This is a genomic window from Pantoea sp. S18, from assembly GCF_045689705.1.
Taxonomy (GTDB): domain Bacteria; phylum Pseudomonadota; class Gammaproteobacteria; order Enterobacterales; family Enterobacteriaceae; genus Pantoea; species Pantoea symbiotica.
The window spans coordinates 4,174,525-4,193,579 of sequence record NZ_CP142688.1 but is presented as its reverse complement, the minus strand read 5'-3'; the positions used below and the strand labels follow the sequence as shown (position 1 = coordinate 4,193,579).

Sequence of the window (19,055 nt, the reverse complement as noted above, 5' to 3'; positions counted from 1 at the left end):
GGCAATACTGCCTCATCTGCCACAGACATAGCGGCCTGTGGCGACAAGAAATAAAAAGATGGCTTAGCGAAAAGTGTCGCGTGTTACTGACGGCCTGAGTGACCGAAGCCGCCTGCGCCGCGATCGCTGGTGTCAAAATCTTCCACCAGGTTAAATTCGGCCTGCACGACCGGCACGAAGACCAGCTGTGCCAAACGGTCGCCTGGCTGCAGCGTGAAGCTGTCCTGGCCACGGTTCCAGACGGAAACCATCAATTGGCCCTGATAATCGGAGTCGATCAAACCGACCAGGTTGCCCAGCACGATGCCATGTTTATGGCCAAGACCGGAGCGCGGCAGAATCACGGCTGCCAGACCTGGATCGCCAATGTGAATCGCCAGTCCGGTTGGAACCAGCGTGGTCATGCCCGGTGCGATTTCCAGTGCATCATCCAGGCAGGCGCGTAAATCGAGACCTGCGGAACCAGAGGTTGCATAAGTCGGCAGCGGGAATTCGTTGCCCACACGTGCATCAAGAATTTTAACGTCGATTTTTTTCATCATAACGGCTGACAATCTCGTCTATTAATTGTTGGCCAAGGAGCGTCTTATCACTGAGCGGTAAGACTTTTTCTCCTTCCTGCCAAAAAAGGTGAAGAGCATTGGTGTCGCTATTGAAGCCCTGACCCGCCTGCGCCACATCGTTGGCACAAATCAGATCCAGGTTTTTTCGCACCCGTTTTTGCCGCGCGTATTCTTCCACATTCTGGGTTTCGGCAGCAAATCCCACAACGTAAGGGCGATTTTTCTGCAGCGCCGCCACGCCTGCGACAATATCGGGGTTCTTCACCAACTGCAGCGTGACGCTATCGTCGCCACCCTGTTTTTTGATTTTCTCTGCGGCAATGTTAGCCGCCCGGTAGTCTGCCACGGCTGCGCTGGCAATGAAAATATGTTGTTGCTGGATTTGCGCCATCACCGCCGCTTCCATCTCCAGCGCGCTGTCGACGTCCACGCGTTGCACGCCGGTTGGCGTTGGCAGCGCCACCGGACCGGCAACCAGCGTCACCTTCGCACCGCGTTTTGCTGCCGCAGCCGCAATCGCAAAGCCCATCTTGCCCGAGCTGTGATTGCTGATGTAACGCACCGGGTCCAGCGCTTCGCGTGTTGGACCGGCGGTGATCATAATGTTGAGATGTTGCAGATCGTTGACGGGCGCAGCCCACTCCAGCGCGTGCGCCACAATCGCCAGTGGATCGAGCATGCGGCCCGGACCAATATCGCCGCACGCCTGACTACCGCTGTCTGGCCCCCAAATCAGCACGCCGCGCTGATGCAGACGTTGCAGGTTCTCTTGCGTGATCGCCGCGCGGTACATCTGCTGATTCATGGCCGGGACGATGGCAATGGGCGCGGCGGTTGCCAGGCACGCGGTGGTGACCAAATCATTCGCCATACCGGCGGTCACGCGGGCAATCAGATCGGCGGTTGCCGGCGCCAGCACAATCAAATCGGCCCATTTTGCCAATTCAATATGGCCCATCGCCGCTTCCGCCGCCGGGTCGAGCAAATCATCAAATACCGGATAACCGGAAACCGCCTGCAGGCTCAGCGGGGTAATAAAAGCTTTGGCCGCTTCGGTCATCATTACGCGCACATCAGCGCCGCGATCGCGCAGCCGACGCACCAGCTCCGGCGCTTTATACGCAGCGATGCCGCCGCTCACGCCCAGCAGAATTTTCTTTCCGGCTAATCCCGTCATGTTGTTCGCCTCAAAGCAGATTGCCGCGTCAGGGGCGGCAGATGCAGGCAACTTTATCACAAAATCCGCAACGCGCCTTTTCACTGCCTGCGGCCTTTGCGAGCCGGCTCTGAAATCGTTCAATGCGTGCTGGCGCTGAATGTGGTGGACGCGCAAAATCGCCGCAACGCAGGGAGGAGAAGGTCATGACGGAACTGGCACCACGGGAAAAACTGATGTTAATGGGCGCAGAAGTGCTGAGTGATGCTGAGCTGCTGGCGATTTTTTTGCGCACCGGTATCAGCGGCACCAGCGTGCTGCTGCTGGCGCATCAGATGCTGAACGAGTTTGGTTCGCTCTATCGCATTATGACGGCCAGCAAAGAGGAGCTCGGGCAGATTAAAGGTGTGGGCAGCGCCAAAATGACGCAGCTGTATGCCATAGCCGAATTGGGAAGACGGTTTTTTGCCAGCCAACTGGCGCGGGAGAACGTGATGGAGAATCCACAGGTGACACGCCATTATCTGCAAAGCGTACTGGCGCACCAGGAGCGCGAAGTGTTTATGGCGCTGTTCCTTGATAACCAGCACCGCGTGTTGCAGGCGCAGAAGATGTTTTCCGGCTCGATTGCCAGCGTGGAAGTTCATCCGCGCGAAATCGTGCGCGAAGCGCTGAAACTCAACGCGGCAGCGGTGATTCTGGCGCACAATCACCCGTCGGGCATCGCTGAACCCAGCCGAGCCGATCGCGAGATTACCGGAAAAGTAGGACAAGCCTGCGCGCTGCTCAATATCCGTTTACTTGATCATTTGGTGATCGGTCACGGCGAGTTTACCTCTTTCGCCGAGCGCGGTTGGTTGTAATTCATCGATTCAACTGAACAGAAATGAGTCATTTTTGCGCGATCCAGAGGGATCTTTATCTGTTCGGGACTTGAGCACTCGGGCTGAGCGGCGTATACTACGCCACCTTTGAGAATCTCGGGTTTGGCGTTTGGGCCAGCTTAGCGGGTTCACATGGAACTCGCCTGGGCGGGCTAAGGCCTGACGAGGCGGCCAAAACCTAGTTTTTAAAGCTCGAGCTGATTTGATTTTTGGAGAATAGAAATGTCACGAGTCTGCCAGGTAACTGGAAAGCGTCCGGTAACGGGTAACAACCGTTCCCACGCAATGAACGCGACGAAACGCCGTTTCCTGCCGAACCTGCACTCTCACCGTTTCTGGGTTGAGAGCGAAAAGCGCTTCGTTACTCTGCGTGTATCTGCTAAAGGTATGCGTGTTATTGATAAAAAGGGCATCGATACGGTTCTGACCGAAATCCGCGCCCGTGGTGAGAAGTACTAAGGAACTGAATCATGGCTAAAGGTATTCGTGAGAAGATCAAGCTGGTTTCCTCTGCTGGTACAGGTCACTTCTATACCACCACGAAGAACAAGCGTACTAAACCAGAGAAATTAGAACTGAAAAAGTTCGATCCGGTTGTACGTCAGCACGTGATCTACAAAGAAGCTAAAATTAAGTAATTTTAGTGTTCTGTGAAAAACCCGGCTTCGGCCGGGTTTTTTGTTTCTGCGATTCGTTGAGGAGATGAGATGCCTGAATTACCTGAGGTAGAAACCAGTCGTCGCGGTATCGAACCCCACATGGTGGGGGCCACGATTCTGCATGCAGTGGTGCGCAATCCACGTTTGCGCTGGCCGGTCTCGCATGAAATCCACGCGCTGAGCGATCAACCGGTATTGAGCGTGCAGCGTCGCGCTAAATATCTGCTGCTCGAACTGCCGCATGGCTGGATCATCATTCACCTCGGCATGTCCGGCACCCTGCGTGTGCTACCCGGCGAACAACCGGCCGCTAAACATGACCACGTCGATTTGGTGATGAGCAACGGCAAAGTGCTGCGCTACACCGATCCACGTCGCTTTGGCGCCTGGCTGTGGAGCAATGACCTCGCAGGCAGCAGCGTGCTGGCGCATCTCGGTCCGGAACCGCTCAGCAACGAATTTGATGGCGCTTATCTGTTTGAAAAGTCACGCGGCAAACGCACCGTGATTAAACAGTGGCTGATGGATAACAAAGTGGTGGTAGGCGTCGGGAATATCTACGCCAGTGAATCGCTGTTTACCGCCGGGATCTTGCCCGATCGTTCGGCGATGAGTTTGAGTCAGGAAGAGGCGGAACTGCTGGTCAATACCATCAAAGCGGTGTTACTACGCTCGATTGAGCAGGGCGGCACCACGCTGCGTGATTTTCTGCAGACTGACGGTAAACCTGGCTACTTTGCGCAGGAGCTGCAGGTTTATGGTCGCGCCGGTGAACCTTGCCGCGCCTGCGGTACGCCGATTGTCAGCGGCAAGCATGGCCAGCGCAGCACCTTCTGGTGTCCACGCTGCCAACATTGAGTTAAGGCTGCGCCAGTCGCGCTAGTAACGCCTTATGCACCACGGCAGGCAGAAATGCCTGCACGTCACCGGCGTGGCGCGCCACTTCTTTGACCAGTGAAGAAGAGACGAACGAGAAACCTTCTGACGGCATCAGAAACACGCTTTCCAGCGTGGGCAGCAGATGTCGATTCATCTGCGCCAGCTGCAGCTCATACTCGAAATCCGACACCGCACGCAATCCACGCACCAGCACATTGGCATTCTGCGCCTGGGCAAAGTTCGCCATCAGGTCGCTAAACCCAATAACTTCGACATTCGGCAGATGTGCCGTCACCTGACGCGCCATATCCACGCGCTCATCCAGAGTGAACAGCGGCTTTTTACTCGGGCTGGCGGCAATCGCCACGACGATGCGGTCAAACATCTTCGCTGCGCGCGTCACAATATCCAGATGGCCTAAGGTAAAGGGATCAAAGGTGCCGGGATAAATCGCTTTGGTACTCATACGCGGCCTTGTGTTGAGGTGTGATGCAGCGCCCAGAGCGCCGAGTATTTGTTGAAAGTGTACTGCGCGTTAACCACCGCCAGAATCCAGCCCTGTTTTCCATCGAGAAAACCGGCGCGCAGCAGCAGCGTTTTAACGAACGCGCCGAGCGTATGGCTAAAGATCGAGAACAAGCCGCAGCGTTTGCCGCGCTGGAAACGCTCTTTTGCCCAGGCTTCGGCGTAGTTCATCTGCTTACGCTGAAATGCAATCAGGTCGCGGCAGGTGAGATGTTGCAGATCGCCCGCCAGCTTCACCACCGGCGCACCTTGCGTCTCCAGTGATTCGTGTACCAGATTGTCGTTGTAATTGAGCTTGCGCGGATAAAGACGCATGACGCGGTCAGGATACCAGCCGCTGTGGCGCATAAAGCGGCCGAGAAACAGATTGCTGCGGCCGAGGCTGTAAACGTTGTCCGATGCGGGCTGCGCGAGAACCTGCTCGATAGCGCGACGCAGTTCTGGTGTCACACGTTCGTCGGCATCGATCATCAAAATCATTTCGCCTTGCGCATGGGCCTGCGCGCGCTGGCGCTGCTTGCCAAATCCCTGCCAGCCTTCAGCCTGGAAAACCTGCGCGCCATGTTCGCGAGCCACCTGCACCGTGTTGTCGCTGCTGCCGGAATCCAGCACCACAATCTCATCCGCCCAACTGACAGAAGCCAGCGCCTCCGGCAGCAGTTCAGCTTCGTTTTTGGCGATCATCACCACGGAGAGACGTTGGCGTTGCGACATGAATTAGTGAGCTCGCGGCGGTAAGTGAGGTTCGAGTAACTGTAGCAGACGCTGTAATGCGCCCTGATTTTGATGCAGCACTTCCACTGCATGGCGGCCGTAATAACGGCGATAATCGTCATCCTGCAGCAGGTTAGCGACCTCTTTCTGCAGCGATACCACGTCAGTGACGGTAATCAGTCCTTCGGCTTGCTGCAGCTTGGCGCAGATATCTTTGAAGTTCCAGATATGCGGGCCCATCAGCACCGGAATGGCATGCGCTGCCGGTTCCAGCGGGTTGTGACCGCCGCGCTCAACCAGGCTACCGCCCACAAAGGCGAGATCGGCGATGCCGTACAGCATCATCAACTCGCCCATGGTGTCGCCAATCACCACTTGCGTGGAGCTTGAAGGAATTTCGCCGCTGCTGCGCAGGGTAAAGCTGAAGCCACGTTTTTGCGTCAGGTCGCAGGCATCTTTGAAACGTTCCGGATGGCGTGGCACCAAAATCAGCAACAGATCGGGGAACTGTTGCAGCAGGCGACGATGTGCATCGAGCACAATCGCTTCTTCGCCTTCGTGGGTGCTGGTGGCGATCCACACCGGACGACGCGATGCCCACTGACGACGCAGCGTGACCGCTTTTGCCGCCAGCTCTGGCGTCACGGAAATATCAAATTTGAGGCTGCCGGTAACGGTGAGATGCGAACGCTTCAGGCCAAGGCTGAGGAAACGGTCGCCATCTTCGGCGTTTTGCGCGGCAATCAGCGTGATGCGCTGCAGCAAGTCGCGCATAAAGCCGCCAAGTTTTTTGTAGCCTTTGGCCGAGCGCTCAGACAGGCGCGCGTTGGCAATCACCAGCGGAATCTTGCGCTGATGAAGAATACGAATAATGTTTGGCCACAGCTCGGTTTCCATGATGATCACCAGGCGTGGATCGACGGTATCAAGGAAACGGTTGATGGAACCGGGTAGATCGTAAGGCAGGTAAACGTGGTGCACATCTTTGCCAAACGCTGACTGCGCACGTTCGGAGCCGGTTGGCGTCATGGTGGTGACGGTAATCGGTAGCGTCGGATAGCGGTGACGCAGCGCGCGCACCAGCGGCACCGCCGCCAGCGTCTCGCCGACGGAAACCGAGTGCAACACAATGCCATGCGGCAGCACTTTTCCAGTGCAATAGCCGTAGCGTTCTGCCCAGCGTTTACGATAGGCCGGTGCTTTTCGACCGCGCAGCCACAGGCGCAGCCAGATTAGTGGCTGAATCAGATAGAGCAAGGCTGTGTATAGAGTCGTCATAGTTACCGTTACGACAGAATCGCGTCAAAAAACAGAGGAAAGGCGGCATGTTATCAGAAATTAACCGCCTGCTCATACCACTTCGTCAGCGGGTCTGCAGCACTTGCTGATACAGCGAGGTCAGCGCTTGTGCCAGCCGCTGCGGACCATAAGGTTCAATTCTGCGACGTGCGGCTTCGCCCATGGCAGAATTGTGTGAAAGCGCCGGTGTTGCTTTTACGGCTTCGTTTAACGCTTTGATATCTAATGCATCGCAGACAAAACCTTCCTGGCCTGCAGCGATAAACTCCGCGCCGCCGCAGCCGGTGCTGGTGATCACCGACAAACCGCAGGCCATCGCTTCCAGCACCACATTCGGGAAGGGATCATATAGTGTGGGCAGCAGCAGCGCATCGGCTGCATGGTAGAACGGTTGCACGTCCTGCTGCACGCCAACAAAGCGTAAGCGGTCAAGGCAATTTAGCTGGTTTGCCAACTGCTGATAGCGCGACAGTTGCTTATCCTGGCCGACCACCACCAGATAACGATCGCTCTTAGCCACCGCTTCAATTGCCGCTTTCAGCCCTTTGCGCTCAAAGCCCGAACCTACGTAAATCATTACCGTGGCATCTTGCGGCAGTTTGAGCTGCAGGCGTGCCGCATGGCGCAGCGCTTCGCTGGCTGGCTGGAAGCGTTGGTTATCAATGGCGTTGTGAATAACATGGATCTTGCTGGCATCAAGCGTGAAGTGCCGCAAAATATCCTGCTTCACCATCTCTGAATTACAGATCACCGCTTTCAACGACGGCGCGTTGAACATTTCGGCTTCCGCCTGCAACACATAACGATGATAAGGGCTGAGGCGGGCACTTAAGCGCTGCCACGGCGACACGATGCGCGCGCGCTGCTCCAGCCAAACGCGATGCACGCCATCACCGGCACGAAAGATATCGCAACCGGCGATGCGTTCGTGGCTCTGCACAATATCGAACTTCTCGCGTTCCCAACATTCACGTGCGGCACGCGCAAAGCCGCGCTCGCGTGAGATGCGACCAAATTTCGTCGGATTGCAGATGTGCAGATGCCAGGCCGGATTCGGCGTGCCCTGCCAGCTGCGGGTGATGATATTGAGATCGAGCTGCTCGCTATCCAGCGCTTCCAGCGCACGCGAAATAAAACGTTCTGCGCCGCCGTCTGGGCGGTATTTCTGCCGGACGATCGCCAGGCGTAACTTACTCATGCAAAAAACTCCGGGCGGCAGTTACCACATCCTCAACGGGAATGGCAGAAAGATAGCGCTGTTGCGTGTTGGTATCGATGGCGTCTGGCGAGGGCAGCGGACCATAATCGCCGGCCCAAATCACGCGGTTGTTATCGCCCCATGGACGCCAGTGTTGCAGTTTGGTAGGACCAAACAGCGCCAAACAAGGCGTTTCCAGCGCGGCGGCCATATGCATCGGCGCAGAATCCACACCGATAAACAGCTGTGCCGCATCGATCAACGCCGCCAGCTGCGGTAAGGATAATTCACCGGCCAGCGACACCACGTTGTGGCTATGGCACAGCGACTGAATATTGGCGATCATCGCCATTTCTTTCTGGTCCGGCGCCGCAGTCAGCACCACGGTGCGGCCTTCGGCGACCAGCGCATCGATCAGCTGTGCGACTTTTTCATCTTCCCAGCATTTGAACAGCCAGCGTGAAGTGGGTTGCACTACAACAAACGGCATTTTCACCGCGTGCTGCGCCAGCACATCCTGCACTTTCTGTTGATCGGCTGCGCTGAAATGCATTGAGGCTTTTGCGCCGGTCGCGCTTATGCCCAGCGGCTTCAAGGCGGCCATATTCTGTTCGACCGTATGCAGCTGGTTATGATCTTCCGTACTGACCAGCTGATTGTGCATCCAGCGCCATAAGGCGTTATCACGTTTGCGGAAGGCAAACCCAATGCGCACTGGCGCGCCAGAGAATCCGGTGATGATGGCGCTGCGCCACTGATCGGCAAGGTTAATCACAAGGTCATAATGGCAAGCGCGCACCGCTGAAAGCAGCGCCATTTCATGTCGGAATTTCTGCCAGCCGCCTTCCTTCTTCCAGTTGCGATCGATGATGTGTAACTGGCGAATGGCCGGATGCGCTTCCAGCATCGGACGGGTTTCTTTATACAGCAGAACGTCAATGTTGGCCTGCGGATAGCGCTGGCGAAGAGCGTTGATAGCGGGCGTAGTCAGCAGCATATCGCCGTGATGGCGAAGCTTGATCAGCAGAATATTTTTCGGTGCAAATTGGTCTGGAATCGGGCTTGCCATACTCAAATGATCTCAGAATTCAGTCAGCTGATTGTAGGGCAAACCCCAAAGGGGTGAAAGCCAGACGCGGCGCTTATTTCTTACGCCAGCGGTAAATCCGGCTCAGCCACAACAGCAGTTGATACCATTGGCGTACGCCGCGCGCATTACGCAGCATGCGCTTATGGGTTTGCGTGGCGAATAGATCGGCAATCATCGCCTGGCGCGCGCTTTCTTCGGGCTCGCGTCGGATGCAGTGACAGACGCTGAGCGCCTCATGCGTAATCTGATAATGAAACGCCGGGTAGATTTTCACTTGATGGCGATAGCGTGCGTTGAGTTCTTCCAGTAACTGCGCAATTTTCAGGTAATGACGCTGATACTCGACGTTGCGCTGGCCAGTACGTTTACGGTTACTGATTGAGGCATCATGCATGTAATAACGGTAAAGCACCCGATCGGTGTAGCGCACGCGTTGGGCATTCAGCATGAACTCGGTGGTCCACGGAATGTCCTGATGATGCAGGCCAGGTTCAAAGTAGAGTTTGAGCCGTTCGATCAAGTCGCGACGATAAATCCCCAGCCAAACCACATGCATATAGCGATGCGTTTGCAGCGCCTTGTTAAGCCACTCAGGGCCGCCGAGTACTTCGGTGCTGGTCAGGCGATCGAGAGGAATCAGCGGTTTAACTTGCTGACTGGCTTTGAAAAACCACTCTGCGTTGCACTGCGCAGCATCGAGATTGTCGCGTTCTGCCATCTCAACCAGCGTTTGATACATCGCCGGATCCATGGTGTCGTCGGCATCTGGAAACGAAACGTACTTACCGCGCGCTAACGCTAAGCCGGCATTGCGGGCACGCGATACGCCGCCGTTGGCCTGGTGGATCACTCGCACATGTGGGTGCTGCTGCGCGTAGGCGTCGGCACGTTCGCCGGACCCGTCCGTGGAGCCATCATCGACAACGATGATTTCCAGTGAGGTAAGCGTTTGCGCCAGCAACGACTGCATGCAGGCGGCAAAATCACTGCCCGCATTGAACATGGGAATAATGAGGCTGAGTAACGGGGATGATCTTTCAGGCTGCATGGTCATGCTGTTTTCATGTTCTTCCGTCGCGCCAAACGTTGCTGCTGACGCGCGCTGATAAAATCGTGAATGTCGTCTAACTTCCGCTGATCCAGTTCAAAAAGCTGTTCAGTGGGATGCATAAATTTGTACTGCGCCGCGAACACAAAGGATGAAGGCGCAATATGATTTGGGCCAATCAATAATACTTCGCCCAGAGGGCGCTGCTCTTCGACGCAACATGGGCCATAAATCAAAATGATCGGCACCTGCTGCGCATCGGCGATATAGACATTGCCGGAATCTGACGCGATATAGAAATCCATTTCACCGATAGCCGCTGGCACGTCTTCTAATGGCACCTTGCCAACCAGGCTGATGAGGTTCTCGCGCGCGCCGACAACTTTATACAGCTCCTGCAAGCGTGATTGTTCATTCGGTGCGCCAAAGGCGTAAAAATGACAGGGCAGATCGCTCAAGTGGTCAAAAAGTCGCTGCCAAATCATCGGCGGGATAGTCTTTGCCTGGTTACCTGCGGTGATGCTGATGCCAATACGAATGCCATCATGCTGGAATATTTCATCCGGCAACGATTTGGGTTGCCAAAGTGGTTGTGTGGCATGCTTCGGATAGCTCTCTTTAGTAAATGAGCGATCGGCGAGTTTTAGGTAATTTTCCAGTGTCAGGGTATTTTTCTCATGCTCGACCACGCCGCTTGCGGTGAGATAAAACAGTCCCTGATAACCTTTGCGGCGATAGCTGGAAAGAAACTGTTTGTTGCTGGCATTACAGCAAGCGGCAATAAACAGATTAAGATTGGTTGGATGTAATAGATAGATGTTGTCGTAGCGGTTGAGTATCAGCCACACCAACTTCATTTTTTTGACTAAGCCTGAACGATGCTCTTCGATATACCAGATGTTTTCCAGCGTGTTGTCGCGCGTGGCAAGAGCGGCAACGCTATTGCTCAATAGCGCATCGCTTTTTCCCAGATGGGTTAATAGCGGGGTGATATTAATGAAATCACCGATCTTGGCTGTTTGAATGACCAGATTTTTACCGGTTCGGCCGTGGAAGATTTTCATCACCCATTTGACCGGTAAAAAAAGTATAAAGAGTATTACATACGTCAACGATCTATCCCCATGATACGGCCACACCGACATGGGGACCTATTAACCTGAAACGTGCTGAGTGCCTGAAAATAGAGGTTCTTCCACTTCTGCCAGTTGCAAATACTGCTGACAAATAACGTTGAGACTATAAATGCTTAAGTCCAGATGTTGCAACTCAGGTGGATTAACATAGATTTCATGCATTTTTTGCGCCAGTGACTCAACATTCAACTCTGCAAGTCCACGCGCCAGATCGCCGCGCATAATTGAAGATGGCGCGCCGGGGCAGCGTGTACTGACCACCGAGGTGCCACAGCTTAAGGCTTCGACCAGCACATTGCCAAATCCTTCGCTGTCTGAACTGACCACTAACAGGCGAGCATGGCGAATCCACGGGTAAGGATTTTTATGAAAACCTTCAAAGCGCACGCGCTCCGCGATGCCTAAATCAGTGGCTTGCTGGCGTAATCTTTCCGTGATTTTTTCGCTTCCCTGACCTAATAACACTAGCGGAGCCGTGATGCCACTTTGAGCATAGGCGGCCAGCAAGCGATCGTGACGCTTGGTTTCATGAAAACGGCCAACATGAAGCACAAAATTACTCCCTGCTAACGGGCAAGGTTCTGCTGCCAGGCGGGAAATAAGATCGAAATCAAACGGGTTAAAGATCACCTGCGCTTTGGCAGGCTTCACGCCGATATTTTGGATAACATCATCAATCACATATTGTGAGACGCCAATAAGCTGCTTGCCGTGGTAAGTATCACGAATTTTCAGCCGCTTAAGCCATAAAGAGAAACCTGATTTGCGAGCAAGATAGGAAGCTGAAAAAACGCCGTGCAAACAATACCAGGTTTTACTCGCATCCAGAGTATGCGCATGGCGGACAATGCGATCGGTTTTGTGCAGATTAGACAAAACCAAATCGAATTTTCCGTGCAGCGCTTCGCTTTGAAGCACGGCTTCATCTAGCAAATGTGCACGACGATGGGTTTCAGTCAGCTTGCGCCACGGACGTGAACTTTTATCAATCACGGTCTGATAATCCACACCCGCAGGAATAGGGTATTCACATACTTTGCGTAAGGAGAAAAGCGACACCCGATGTCCCTGACTGATAAAACCTTCAGCCAGTGTCAGGACGACTTTTTCGGCACCGCCGCCCGGCAGGCCATCAATCACCATCAGAATGCGCTTCGACAAATTCTTTTGCTCCTAATCGCCAGCCTGTTTTGTATGACAATGCAGCTATCATCCCCTGATAAAACAGAGCTGAATATAAGATAAATCAATTTATTAGGTATGTTTGGCTTCAGACATCACGCATTGATCTTAAGATGAACATTCTGCGTATTCGTGCCGTTGTGTAGTCTAATTTACTCTAGTTTAACCACACTTATACTGCTAACAACATCTGCGCGAACACGGCAGATGAAATGTTTGCCCTCATTCATTGGCTTGCGTACCATAACGACGAGGAATTGCTCATTTTATCGGATAAGTTATGGATAAGCCTGCGTTTTTAATCACTCTCGATACTGAAGGCGATAACCTGTGGCGCAATCGCAGCGGCAAGGTTACCACGCGAAATGTTCAGTTTCTGCCGCGTTTTCAGTCGCTGTGTGAGAAATACAATTTTAAACCCACCTGGCTAACCAATTACGAAATGGCGAGCGATCCTGCCTATGTTGAATTTGGTCGCGATCTGCTGGCGCGCGGGCAAGGTGAAATCGGTATGCATCTTCATGCATGGTATAGCCCGCCGGAATACGCGTTGACCGATGATGACTGGCGTTATCAGCCTTATTTGATTGAATTTCCGGAAAATATTTTGCGCGACAAGGTCGCATACATGACCGATTTGCTGGAAAGTGCTTTTCAGCAGAAAATGACCAGTCATCGTGCCGGACGCTGGGCTTTTGATGAAGTTTACGCCCGAGCATTGATCGACAACGGTTATTTGGTAGATTGCTCCGTCACACCGCGCGTGGATTGGCGTAATTCATCTGGCGCGCCGCAAGGCAAAGGCGGCACCGATTACAGCCTTTTCCCCGATCATGCTTATTACCTTGATATTAACAACATCTCCCGCGCGGGTGACAGCCCGTTGTTAGAGTTGCCGATGAGCATTCAATATCGCTATGGCGCTTTCACTAATCAGCTGAAAAAAGTGTGGAATGACGTGCGCGGTAAGAAACGTGGTCCCTCTGTTAATTGGCTACGTCCGGTTGGGGGCAATGTGGAGCAGATGAGGCAGGTGGTTGAGCAAACACTCAGCCAGGGAAATGATTATGTCGAGTTCATGCTGCATTCATCAGAATTCATGCCAGATGGCAGCCCCACATTTAAAAATGAAGCTGACATTGAGCGCCTTTATGATGATTTAGAGCAGCTTTTCAGTTGGCTACAATCACGTACTCAAGGTATGACGCTGACGGAATATGCGCTGCAGAAGAGAAACAGCGCTATCTAGCGAAGCGGTATAAATTTATACCGCAATTTCTTTCATCATCGTTGCAACATCTGTGGCTTGAATATCCGCCATGCTGTGTCCTTGAGCAGGACGCAGCACATACTGATTCTTACCATAACCGCCAATCAGCCCCGGATCAGTTGGACCGTAAAGTGTGATATTCGGACGGTCCAGCGCTGCAGTAAGATGACTCAAACCGGTATCCACCGACACCACCGCGCGCGCGCCGGCTAACTGCTGCGCTACCTGCTCCAGCGTTAGCTTTGGCAGCACCTCAACATGGTCAAAGCCTTCCGCCAAACGTTGTGCGCGTTGATGTTCATGCTCAGCGCCCCACGGCAACTTCACGCGCAAACCTGTTGGCTGCACTAACTCAATCAGCTCACGCCAGTGTGATTCGGGCCAGTGTTTGTTATCACGCGTGGTGGCGTGCAGAAACACCAGATAAGGCTGAGCATCATCAGTCTGCGTTGACTGGAAATGGCCAGCAATCGCGTAGTCGCCCTGCGATGCAGGCTTTTCATAGCCGAGGCTTTTGGCAAACAGCTCGCGCGTACGTTCCACCGCATGCTGCTGCTTGTTGATTTCATGGCGTTTGTCATACCACCAGCTGGCGAAAGGTTCGCGTGCGCTGCGGCTGTCTTGTCCGTGCTTCTCGCCTTTGGCCAGGCGCGTAACCAGCGCGGCGCTTTTGATTAGGCCTTGCGCATCCAGCACCACATCATACTGACGTGATTGCAGCTCACGCTTAAATTGCACACGCTCTTCACGCTGCTGACTGCCGAACCAGTGCTTGCGCCAGCGGCGAATCGCCACTGGCAGCACTTTATCGACCGCCGGATGCCAGGCTGGGATTTGAGCGAAGTTCTCTTCAACCACCCAATCAAACCTGATGCCAGGAATCGCCTGCATCGCATCTGTCAGCGCCGGTAAGGTGTGCAGCACGTCTCCCATTGAGGAAGTTTTAACAATCAAAACGTGCATCTTTACTCCTGCACCGGATGCAACAGCGCGCTCAGTTCCTGATGAACGCGCGCTGGCTGAATATCAATCAGGCTCTGGTGATAACCTTGCTCGGCATCGCCTTTGCGGACTTTGTGATAGCCGCTGATCAAACGAATAATGCGCGCTTGCTGGGACAATGGCGGCGTGAAGTCCGGGCTGCTTGGGCCATACAGCGCCACCAGCGGGCGATTCAATGCAGCAGCGATATGCATCAGACCGGAATCGTTACTGACAACCGCCGCGCAGTTCGCCAACAGAATCACCGCTTGCTCGAGTTGCGTATCGCCGGCCAGATTTTTGCAGTGCGCACGCGCCGCTTCGGACAGCGTCTGCACAATGGTGTCGCCGGTTTCGCGGTCTTTCGCTGAACCGAACAGCACCACCTGATAACCTTCGCCAATCAGCTGCTCTGCCAGCGCGGCATAATGATAATGCGGCCAGCGCTTCGCCGGGCCAAACTCCGCGCCTGGGCAAAAGCCGATCACCGGACGATCGGCCGACAGCGCAAACTGCGCCGCCGTCATTTGCTTTTCATCGTCATCAACGCGCAATTGCGGCCACAGCAATGGCTGCGGCAGCTGCTGTGCGGAAGCGACTGGCTTGTCGTAGCCAAGCGCCACATAGCGCTCAACCATCAACGGAAAGGCCGCTTTATCCAGCGTGCGCACATCATTCAACACGCCATAGCGCATTTCGCCGCGCCAGCCGGTGCGACGTTTGATCCCGGCAAAAAACGGCACCAGCGCAGATTTGAAGGAGTTCGGCAGCACATAGGCGCGGTCATAGCCGCTGGCCTGCAGGGTTTTCCCCAAACGACGACGTTCACCCAGCGCTAATGCGCCGTGGCCGAGCGGCATCGCCAGCGCCTGATTCACTTCCGGCATACGCGACAGCAATGGGCGGCACCAGGCCGGCGCCATCACGTCGATCACCGCTTCAGGATGCTCAGCCTTGAGCGTGCGATAGAGACTTTGCGACATCATCATATCGCCGACCCATGATGGGCCAATTACCAGAATTTTCATCGCTGCTGCCGATTTCCTTATGCGTTACGGTTCAGCCAGGCCATGTATTCGCCGACACCTTGCGCGACGGTTTTGAACGGCTTGTCGTAACCCGCCGCACGCAAATTGGTGAGGTCAGCTTGGGTAAACGCCTGATAACGGCCTTTCAGCTTGTCCGGGAACGGAATGTATTCAATCTGGCCTTTCTGATGGAAGTTCAGCACCGCATCCGCCACTTCCTGGAAAGATTCAGCGCGACCGGTACCGCAGTTATAGATACCGGAAACGCCGTTTTCCCAGCACCACAGGTTCACCGCGACCACGTCATCAACATGGATGAAGTCGCGACGGAAGCCATCACTGCCTTCGAACAGTTTTGGATTTTCATCATTGCTGATCTGCGTGTTGAGGTGGAACGCCACGCTCGCCATGCCGCCTTTGTGGCCTTCACGCGGACCGTACACGTTGAAGTAACGGAAGCCGCACACCGGCGATTCGGCTTCTGGCAGAATCTGGCGCACATAGTGATCGAACAGCATTTTCGAGTAGCCATATACGTTCAGCGGCTGCTCGTACTGGCGCTCTTCGATAAAGTTCTCGTTGCGGCCGCCGTAAGTGGCAGCGGAAGAGGCGTAGAGGAACGGGATTTCACGCTCGAGGCAGAAATGCAGCAAATCTTTCGAGTACTGATAGTTGTTATCCATCATGTACTTGCCATCCCATTCAGTGGTGGCTGAACACGCACCTTCATGGAAAACGGCTTCGATGGGGCCGAGATCTTCGCCAGACATGATGTAGCTGAGGAATTCCTCTTTATCCATGTAATCGGCGATGTCGAGATCCGCCAGATTCACGAACTTGGTGCCATCCTTCAGATTATCCACCACCAAAATGTCGGTCAGACCGCGGTCGTTCAGCGCTTTAACAATGTTGCTGCCAATCATGCCAGCGCCACCGGTTACGATAATCATATGCTTTGCCTTTAAAGAGTTGGGGGGAAACAGGAGGTTTCACCCACGAATGCCTATCATCATAACATTTCAGCCAGACGCAGGCAGCCAGATGACTCCGTAAGCGCTGCACAAATCCTGTCCGCAGCGTGAACTATGCTGCAAAATCGAGATATTGATGGCTGAAATGTCGTTGGTTCGCTTTTCGATCAGTAATATGTGCCAAATATTTGCTATCTGAGGAGCATAATCATGTCAAATCAGTTTTATTCGCAAATCCGTCAACAGCTTGAGACAACACGCCAGGACGGATTGTTCAAACAAGAACGCACCATTACGTCGGCGCAGCAGGCAGAAATCAACGTTGCCAATAGCCCGCCCGTTATCAACTTTTGCGCCAATAACTATTTGGGTTTAGCTAATCATCCGGCATTGATCCAGGCGGCGAAAGACGGCATGGATTCGCACGGTTTTGGCATGGCCTCGGTGCGCTTTATCTGCGGCACGCAGGACATCCATCAGCAGCTGGAACACAAGCTGGCCGAGTTCCTTGGCATGGAAGACGCGATTCTGTTCTCGTCCTGCTTTGATGCCAACGGCGGCCTGTTTGAAACGCTGCTGAGCGCCGAAGACGCAATTATTTCCGACGCTCTCAATCACGCCTCGATTATTGATGGCGTGCGTCTGTGTAAAGCGCAGCGCTATCGTTACGCCAACAACGACATGAGTGAGTTGCGTGCACGTTTACAGGAAGCACGCGACAAAGGTGCGCGCCACATCCTGATTGCCACCGACGGCGTGTTCTCGATGGATGGCGTGATCGCCAATCTGCAGGGCATTTGCGATCTGGCCGATGAGTTCGATGCGCTGGTGATGGTCGATGATTCTCATGCGGTGGGCTTTGTCGGTTCTGCCGGACGCGGCACGCACGAATATTGTGACGTGATGGATCGCGTCGACATTCTGACCGGCACGCTGGGCAAAGCGCTGGGTGGTGCATCGGGTGGCTACGTGGCAGCAAAGAAAGAAGTGGTTGAATGGCTGCGTCAGCGCTCGCGTCCGTATCTGTTCTCCAACTCGCTGGCACCGGCGATTGTTGCCGCCTCGCTGCGCGTGCTGGAGTTGCTGAGTGAAGGCGACGGTTTACGTCAGCGCCTGTGGGAAAACGCCCGCTTCTTCCGCGAACAGATGACTGCCGCAGGCTTCACGCTGGCCGGCGCCGATCACGCCATCATCCCGGTAATGCTGGGCGATGCCAAAGTGGCGCAGCAGTTTGCCAGCCTGTTGCAGCAGGAAGGTATCTACGTCACTGGCTTCTTCTATCCGGTGGTACCGCAAGGTCAGGCGCGTATCCGCACACAGATATCTGCCGGACATACACAGGCGCAGCTGGAACACGCTGTGGCTGCCTTTACCCGTATTGGTCAACAGCTGGGCGTTATTTCAGGAGCAGGGAAATGAAAGCACTCGCCAAATTAAAAGCCGAAGAAGGTATTTGGATGGTTAAGGACGCGCCGATTCCCGAACCTGGCCATAACGACCTGCTGATTAAGATTCGTAAAACCGCTATCTGCGGCACCGACGTGCATATCTACAACTGGGATGACTGGTCGCGCAAAACCATTCCGGTGCCGATGATCACTGGCCACGAATATGTCGGTGAAGTGGTGGGAATGGGTCAGGAAGTTAAGGGCTTTGCCGTTGGCGATCGCGTTTCCGGTGAAGGCCATATCACCTGCGGCCATTGCCGCAACTGCCGCGCCGGACGCACGCATCTTTGCCGCAATACGGTAGGCGTTGGTGTCAATCGTCAGGGCTGCTTCGCCGAATATCTGGTGATCCCGGCGTTTAACGCCTTCAAAATACCTGACAACATTTCCGATGAACTGGCGGCGATTTTCGATCCCTTCGGCAATGCGGTGCACACCGCGCTGTCGTTCGATTTGGTAGGTGAAGATGTGCTGATCTCTGGCGCCGGGCCGATTGGCATTATGGCGGCGGCGGTGTGTAAGCACGTCGGCGCGCGCCATGTGGTGATCACCGACATCAACGACTATCGCCTCGATCTGGCGCGCAAAATGGGTGTAACGCGCGCCGTGAACGTGGCGCAGGAAAATCTGCGTGACGTGATGGCTGAACTCGGCATGACCGAAGGCTTTGATGTCGGTCTGGAGATGTCCGGTGCGCCACCGGCGTTCCGCACCTTGCTGGAGGTGATGAACCACGGCGGCCGCATCGCGCTGCTGGGTATTCCGCCGGGCGAGATGTCAATCGACTGGAATCAGGTGATCTTTAAAGGCTTGTTCATCAAAGGCATCTACGGCCGTGAGATGTTCGAAACCTGGTACAAGATGGCGGCGCTGATTCAGTCCGGCCTCGATCTCACGCCGATCATCACCCATCGCTATCACATTGATGAGTTCCAGCAGGGCTTTGATGAGATGCGCTCGGGAAGATCCGGCAAAGTGGTGTTGAGCTGGGATTAACTTTTCTCCGGCCTGATGGCCGGAGAAT

The 19,055-nt window shown here is 54.5% G+C and carries 20 protein-coding genes; 7 read left to right on the top strand and 13 right to left on the bottom strand.

Annotation, left to right across the window (positions count from 1 at the left end; genetic code table 11):
• Positions 1 to 83: 83 nt before the first annotated feature.
• The gene (gene dut, locus VIJ98_RS19545; protein ID WP_008109745.1) at positions 84 to 542 is read right to left on the bottom strand and encodes a dUTP diphosphatase; all 459 of its coding nucleotides are present in this window, start codon (positions 540 to 542) and stop codon (positions 84 to 86) included.
• The gene (gene coaBC / locus VIJ98_RS19540; RefSeq protein WP_323275604.1) at positions 520 to 1,740 is read right to left on the bottom strand and encodes a bifunctional phosphopantothenoylcysteine decarboxylase/phosphopantothenate--cysteine ligase CoaBC; all 1,221 of its coding nucleotides are present in this window, start codon (positions 1,738 to 1,740) and stop codon (positions 520 to 522) included. Before coaBC ends, dut begins: the two co-directional genes overlap by 23 nt.
• A 185-nt stretch (positions 1,741 to 1,925) precedes the next feature.
• Here coaBC and radC point away from each other — a divergent pair, with 185 nt between their 5' ends.
• From radC to mutM, 4 genes are all read left to right on the top strand, one after another.
• On the top strand, positions 1,926 to 2,582 hold the full coding sequence (gene radC, locus VIJ98_RS19535) for a DNA repair protein RadC (protein WP_091004304.1): 657 nt from the start codon (positions 1,926 to 1,928) through the stop codon (positions 2,580 to 2,582).
• A 243-nt stretch (positions 2,583 to 2,825) separates the two neighbouring features.
• Positions 2,826 to 3,062, top strand: coding sequence for a 50S ribosomal protein L28 (gene rpmB, locus VIJ98_RS19530; protein ID WP_007885297.1), 237 nt, complete (start codon positions 2,826 to 2,828; stop codon positions 3,060 to 3,062).
• Positions 3,063 to 3,073: 11 nt separating this feature from the next.
• Positions 3,074 to 3,241 (top strand): 50S ribosomal protein L33, encoded by a 168-nt coding sequence (rpmG, locus tag VIJ98_RS19525; protein WP_001051798.1) that lies wholly within the window; start codon positions 3,074 to 3,076, stop codon positions 3,239 to 3,241.
• Positions 3,242 to 3,310: 69 nt separating this feature from the next.
• Complete coding sequence (gene mutM / locus VIJ98_RS19520; RefSeq protein ID WP_323275559.1) at positions 3,311 to 4,120, top strand: bifunctional DNA-formamidopyrimidine glycosylase/DNA-(apurinic or apyrimidinic site) lyase; 810 nt, start codon at positions 3,311 to 3,313, stop codon at positions 4,118 to 4,120.
• Between the two features lies 1 nt (position 4,121).
• Here the strand turns inward: mutM and coaD are convergent, their stop codons facing one another.
• The 8 genes from coaD to VIJ98_RS19480 form a co-directional block, all read right to left on the bottom strand.
• A complete protein-coding gene (gene coaD, locus VIJ98_RS19515) occupies positions 4,122 to 4,607 on the bottom strand; it encodes a pantetheine-phosphate adenylyltransferase (protein ID WP_008109737.1) in 486 nt (161 codons plus the stop codon).
• Positions 4,604 to 5,380, bottom strand: a complete 777-nt coding sequence (locus VIJ98_RS19510; RefSeq protein ID WP_258144181.1) for a glycosyltransferase family 2 protein — start codon at positions 5,378 to 5,380, stop codon at positions 4,604 to 4,606. The genes coaD and VIJ98_RS19510 overlap by 4 nt, the downstream gene beginning before the upstream one ends.
• A 3-nt stretch (positions 5,381 to 5,383) precedes the next feature.
• Positions 5,384 to 6,658 (bottom strand): lipid IV(A) 3-deoxy-D-manno-octulosonic acid transferase, encoded by a 1,275-nt coding sequence (gene waaA / locus VIJ98_RS19505; RefSeq protein ID WP_008109734.1) that lies wholly within the window; start codon positions 6,656 to 6,658, stop codon positions 5,384 to 5,386.
• 85 nt (positions 6,659 to 6,743) lie between these two features.
• Complete coding sequence (locus VIJ98_RS19500) at positions 6,744 to 7,877, bottom strand: glycosyltransferase family 4 protein (protein ID WP_323275555.1); 1,134 nt, start codon at positions 7,875 to 7,877, stop codon at positions 6,744 to 6,746.
• Positions 7,870 to 8,946, bottom strand: a complete 1,077-nt coding sequence (gene rfaQ / locus VIJ98_RS19495) for a putative lipopolysaccharide heptosyltransferase III (protein ID WP_323275873.1) — start codon at positions 8,944 to 8,946, stop codon at positions 7,870 to 7,872. Before rfaQ ends, VIJ98_RS19500 begins: the two co-directional genes overlap by 8 nt.
• 73 nt (positions 8,947 to 9,019) lie before the next feature.
• Positions 9,020 to 9,970: a glycosyltransferase gene (locus VIJ98_RS19490; protein WP_407330311.1), complete on the bottom strand. Its 951-nt coding sequence runs from the start codon at positions 9,968 to 9,970 to the stop codon at positions 9,020 to 9,022.
• 47 nt (positions 9,971 to 10,017) lie between these two features.
• Positions 10,018 to 11,127, bottom strand: coding sequence for a glycosyltransferase family 9 protein (locus tag VIJ98_RS19485; protein ID WP_323275551.1), 1,110 nt, complete (start codon positions 11,125 to 11,127; stop codon positions 10,018 to 10,020).
• A 42-nt stretch (positions 11,128 to 11,169) separates the two neighbouring features.
• Positions 11,170 to 12,294 carry a glycosyltransferase gene (locus VIJ98_RS19480; RefSeq protein ID WP_323275871.1) on the bottom strand — a complete coding sequence of 375 codons (1,125 nt, stop codon included), beginning with the start codon at positions 12,292 to 12,294 and terminating at the stop codon, positions 11,170 to 11,172.
• Positions 12,295 to 12,613: 319 nt separating this feature from the next.
• Between VIJ98_RS19480 and VIJ98_RS19475 the strand changes: the two genes are divergently transcribed.
• The gene (locus VIJ98_RS19475) at positions 12,614 to 13,582 is read left to right on the top strand and encodes a polysaccharide deacetylase family protein (RefSeq protein WP_323275549.1); all 969 of its coding nucleotides are present in this window, start codon (positions 12,614 to 12,616) and stop codon (positions 13,580 to 13,582) included.
• Between the two features lie 15 nt (positions 13,583 to 13,597).
• On the opposite strand, the gene rfaC is transcribed toward VIJ98_RS19475, so the two are convergent.
• The 3 genes from rfaC to rfaD are packed head-to-tail and all read right to left on the bottom strand — an operon-like array spanning position 13,598 to position 16,562.
• A complete protein-coding gene (gene rfaC / locus VIJ98_RS19470; RefSeq protein ID WP_008109720.1) occupies positions 13,598 to 14,566 on the bottom strand; it encodes a lipopolysaccharide heptosyltransferase RfaC in 969 nt (322 codons plus the stop codon).
• Between the two features lie 2 nt (positions 14,567 to 14,568).
• Positions 14,569 to 15,612, bottom strand: a complete 1,044-nt coding sequence (gene rfaF, locus VIJ98_RS19465; RefSeq protein WP_154183199.1) for an ADP-heptose--LPS heptosyltransferase RfaF — start codon at positions 15,610 to 15,612, stop codon at positions 14,569 to 14,571.
• 17 nt (positions 15,613 to 15,629) lie between these two features.
• On the bottom strand, positions 15,630 to 16,562 hold the full coding sequence (gene rfaD, locus VIJ98_RS19460) for an ADP-glyceromanno-heptose 6-epimerase (RefSeq protein WP_323275547.1): 933 nt from the start codon (positions 16,560 to 16,562) through the stop codon (positions 15,630 to 15,632).
• 231 nt (positions 16,563 to 16,793) lie between these two features.
• Here rfaD and VIJ98_RS19455 point away from each other — a divergent pair, with 231 nt between their 5' ends.
• The gene (locus tag VIJ98_RS19455; RefSeq protein ID WP_154157442.1) at positions 16,794 to 18,002 is read left to right on the top strand and encodes a glycine C-acetyltransferase; all 1,209 of its coding nucleotides are present in this window, start codon (positions 16,794 to 16,796) and stop codon (positions 18,000 to 18,002) included.
• Complete coding sequence (gene tdh, locus VIJ98_RS19450) at positions 17,999 to 19,027, top strand: L-threonine 3-dehydrogenase (RefSeq protein WP_101760674.1); 1,029 nt, start codon at positions 17,999 to 18,001, stop codon at positions 19,025 to 19,027. Before VIJ98_RS19455 ends, tdh begins: the two co-directional genes overlap by 4 nt.
• Positions 19,028 to 19,055 lie beyond the last annotated feature (28 nt).

Coding starts and splice junctions, on each gene's coding strand:
- dut (WP_008109745.1), bottom strand. CDS start 542: ATGATGAAAAAAATCGACGTTAAAATTCTTGATGCACGTGTGGGCAAC.
- coaBC (WP_323275604.1), bottom strand. CDS start 1,740: ATGACGGGATTAGCCGGAAAGAAAATTCTGCTGGGCGTGAGCGGCGGC.
- radC (WP_091004304.1), top strand. CDS start 1,926: ATGACGGAACTGGCACCACGGGAAAAACTGATGTTAATGGGCGCAGAA.
- rpmB (WP_007885297.1), top strand. CDS start 2,826: ATGTCACGAGTCTGCCAGGTAACTGGAAAGCGTCCGGTAACGGGTAAC.
- rpmG (WP_001051798.1), top strand. CDS start 3,074: ATGGCTAAAGGTATTCGTGAGAAGATCAAGCTGGTTTCCTCTGCTGGT.
- mutM (WP_323275559.1), top strand. CDS start 3,311: ATGCCTGAATTACCTGAGGTAGAAACCAGTCGTCGCGGTATCGAACCC.
- coaD (WP_008109737.1), bottom strand. CDS start 4,607: ATGAGTACCAAAGCGATTTATCCCGGCACCTTTGATCCCTTTACCTTA.
- VIJ98_RS19510 (WP_258144181.1), bottom strand. CDS start 5,380: ATGTCGCAACGCCAACGTCTCTCCGTGGTGATGATCGCCAAAAACGAA.
- waaA (WP_008109734.1), bottom strand. CDS start 6,658: ATGACGACTCTATACACAGCCTTGCTCTATCTGATTCAGCCACTAATC.
- VIJ98_RS19500 (WP_323275555.1), bottom strand. CDS start 7,877: ATGAGTAAGTTACGCCTGGCGATCGTCCGGCAGAAATACCGCCCAGAC.
- rfaQ (WP_323275873.1), bottom strand. CDS start 8,946: ATGGCAAGCCCGATTCCAGACCAATTTGCACCGAAAAATATTCTGCTG.
- VIJ98_RS19490 (WP_407330311.1), bottom strand. CDS start 9,970: ATGTTCAATGCGGGCAGTGATTTTGCCGCCTGCATGCAGTCGTTGCTG.
- VIJ98_RS19480 (WP_323275871.1), bottom strand. CDS start 12,294: ATGGTGATTGATGGCCTGCCGGGCGGCGGTGCCGAAAAAGTCGTCCTG.
- VIJ98_RS19475 (WP_323275549.1), top strand. CDS start 12,614: ATGGATAAGCCTGCGTTTTTAATCACTCTCGATACTGAAGGCGATAAC.
- rfaC (WP_008109720.1), bottom strand. CDS start 14,566: ATGCACGTTTTGATTGTTAAAACTTCCTCAATGGGAGACGTGCTGCAC.
- rfaF (WP_154183199.1), bottom strand. CDS start 15,612: ATGAAAATTCTGGTAATTGGCCCATCATGGGTCGGCGATATGATGATG.
- rfaD (WP_323275547.1), bottom strand. CDS start 16,562: ATGATTATCGTAACCGGTGGCGCTGGCATGATTGGCAGCAACATTGTT.
- VIJ98_RS19455 (WP_154157442.1), top strand. CDS start 16,794: ATGTCAAATCAGTTTTATTCGCAAATCCGTCAACAGCTTGAGACAACA.
- tdh (WP_101760674.1), top strand. CDS start 17,999: ATGAAAGCACTCGCCAAATTAAAAGCCGAAGAAGGTATTTGGATGGTT.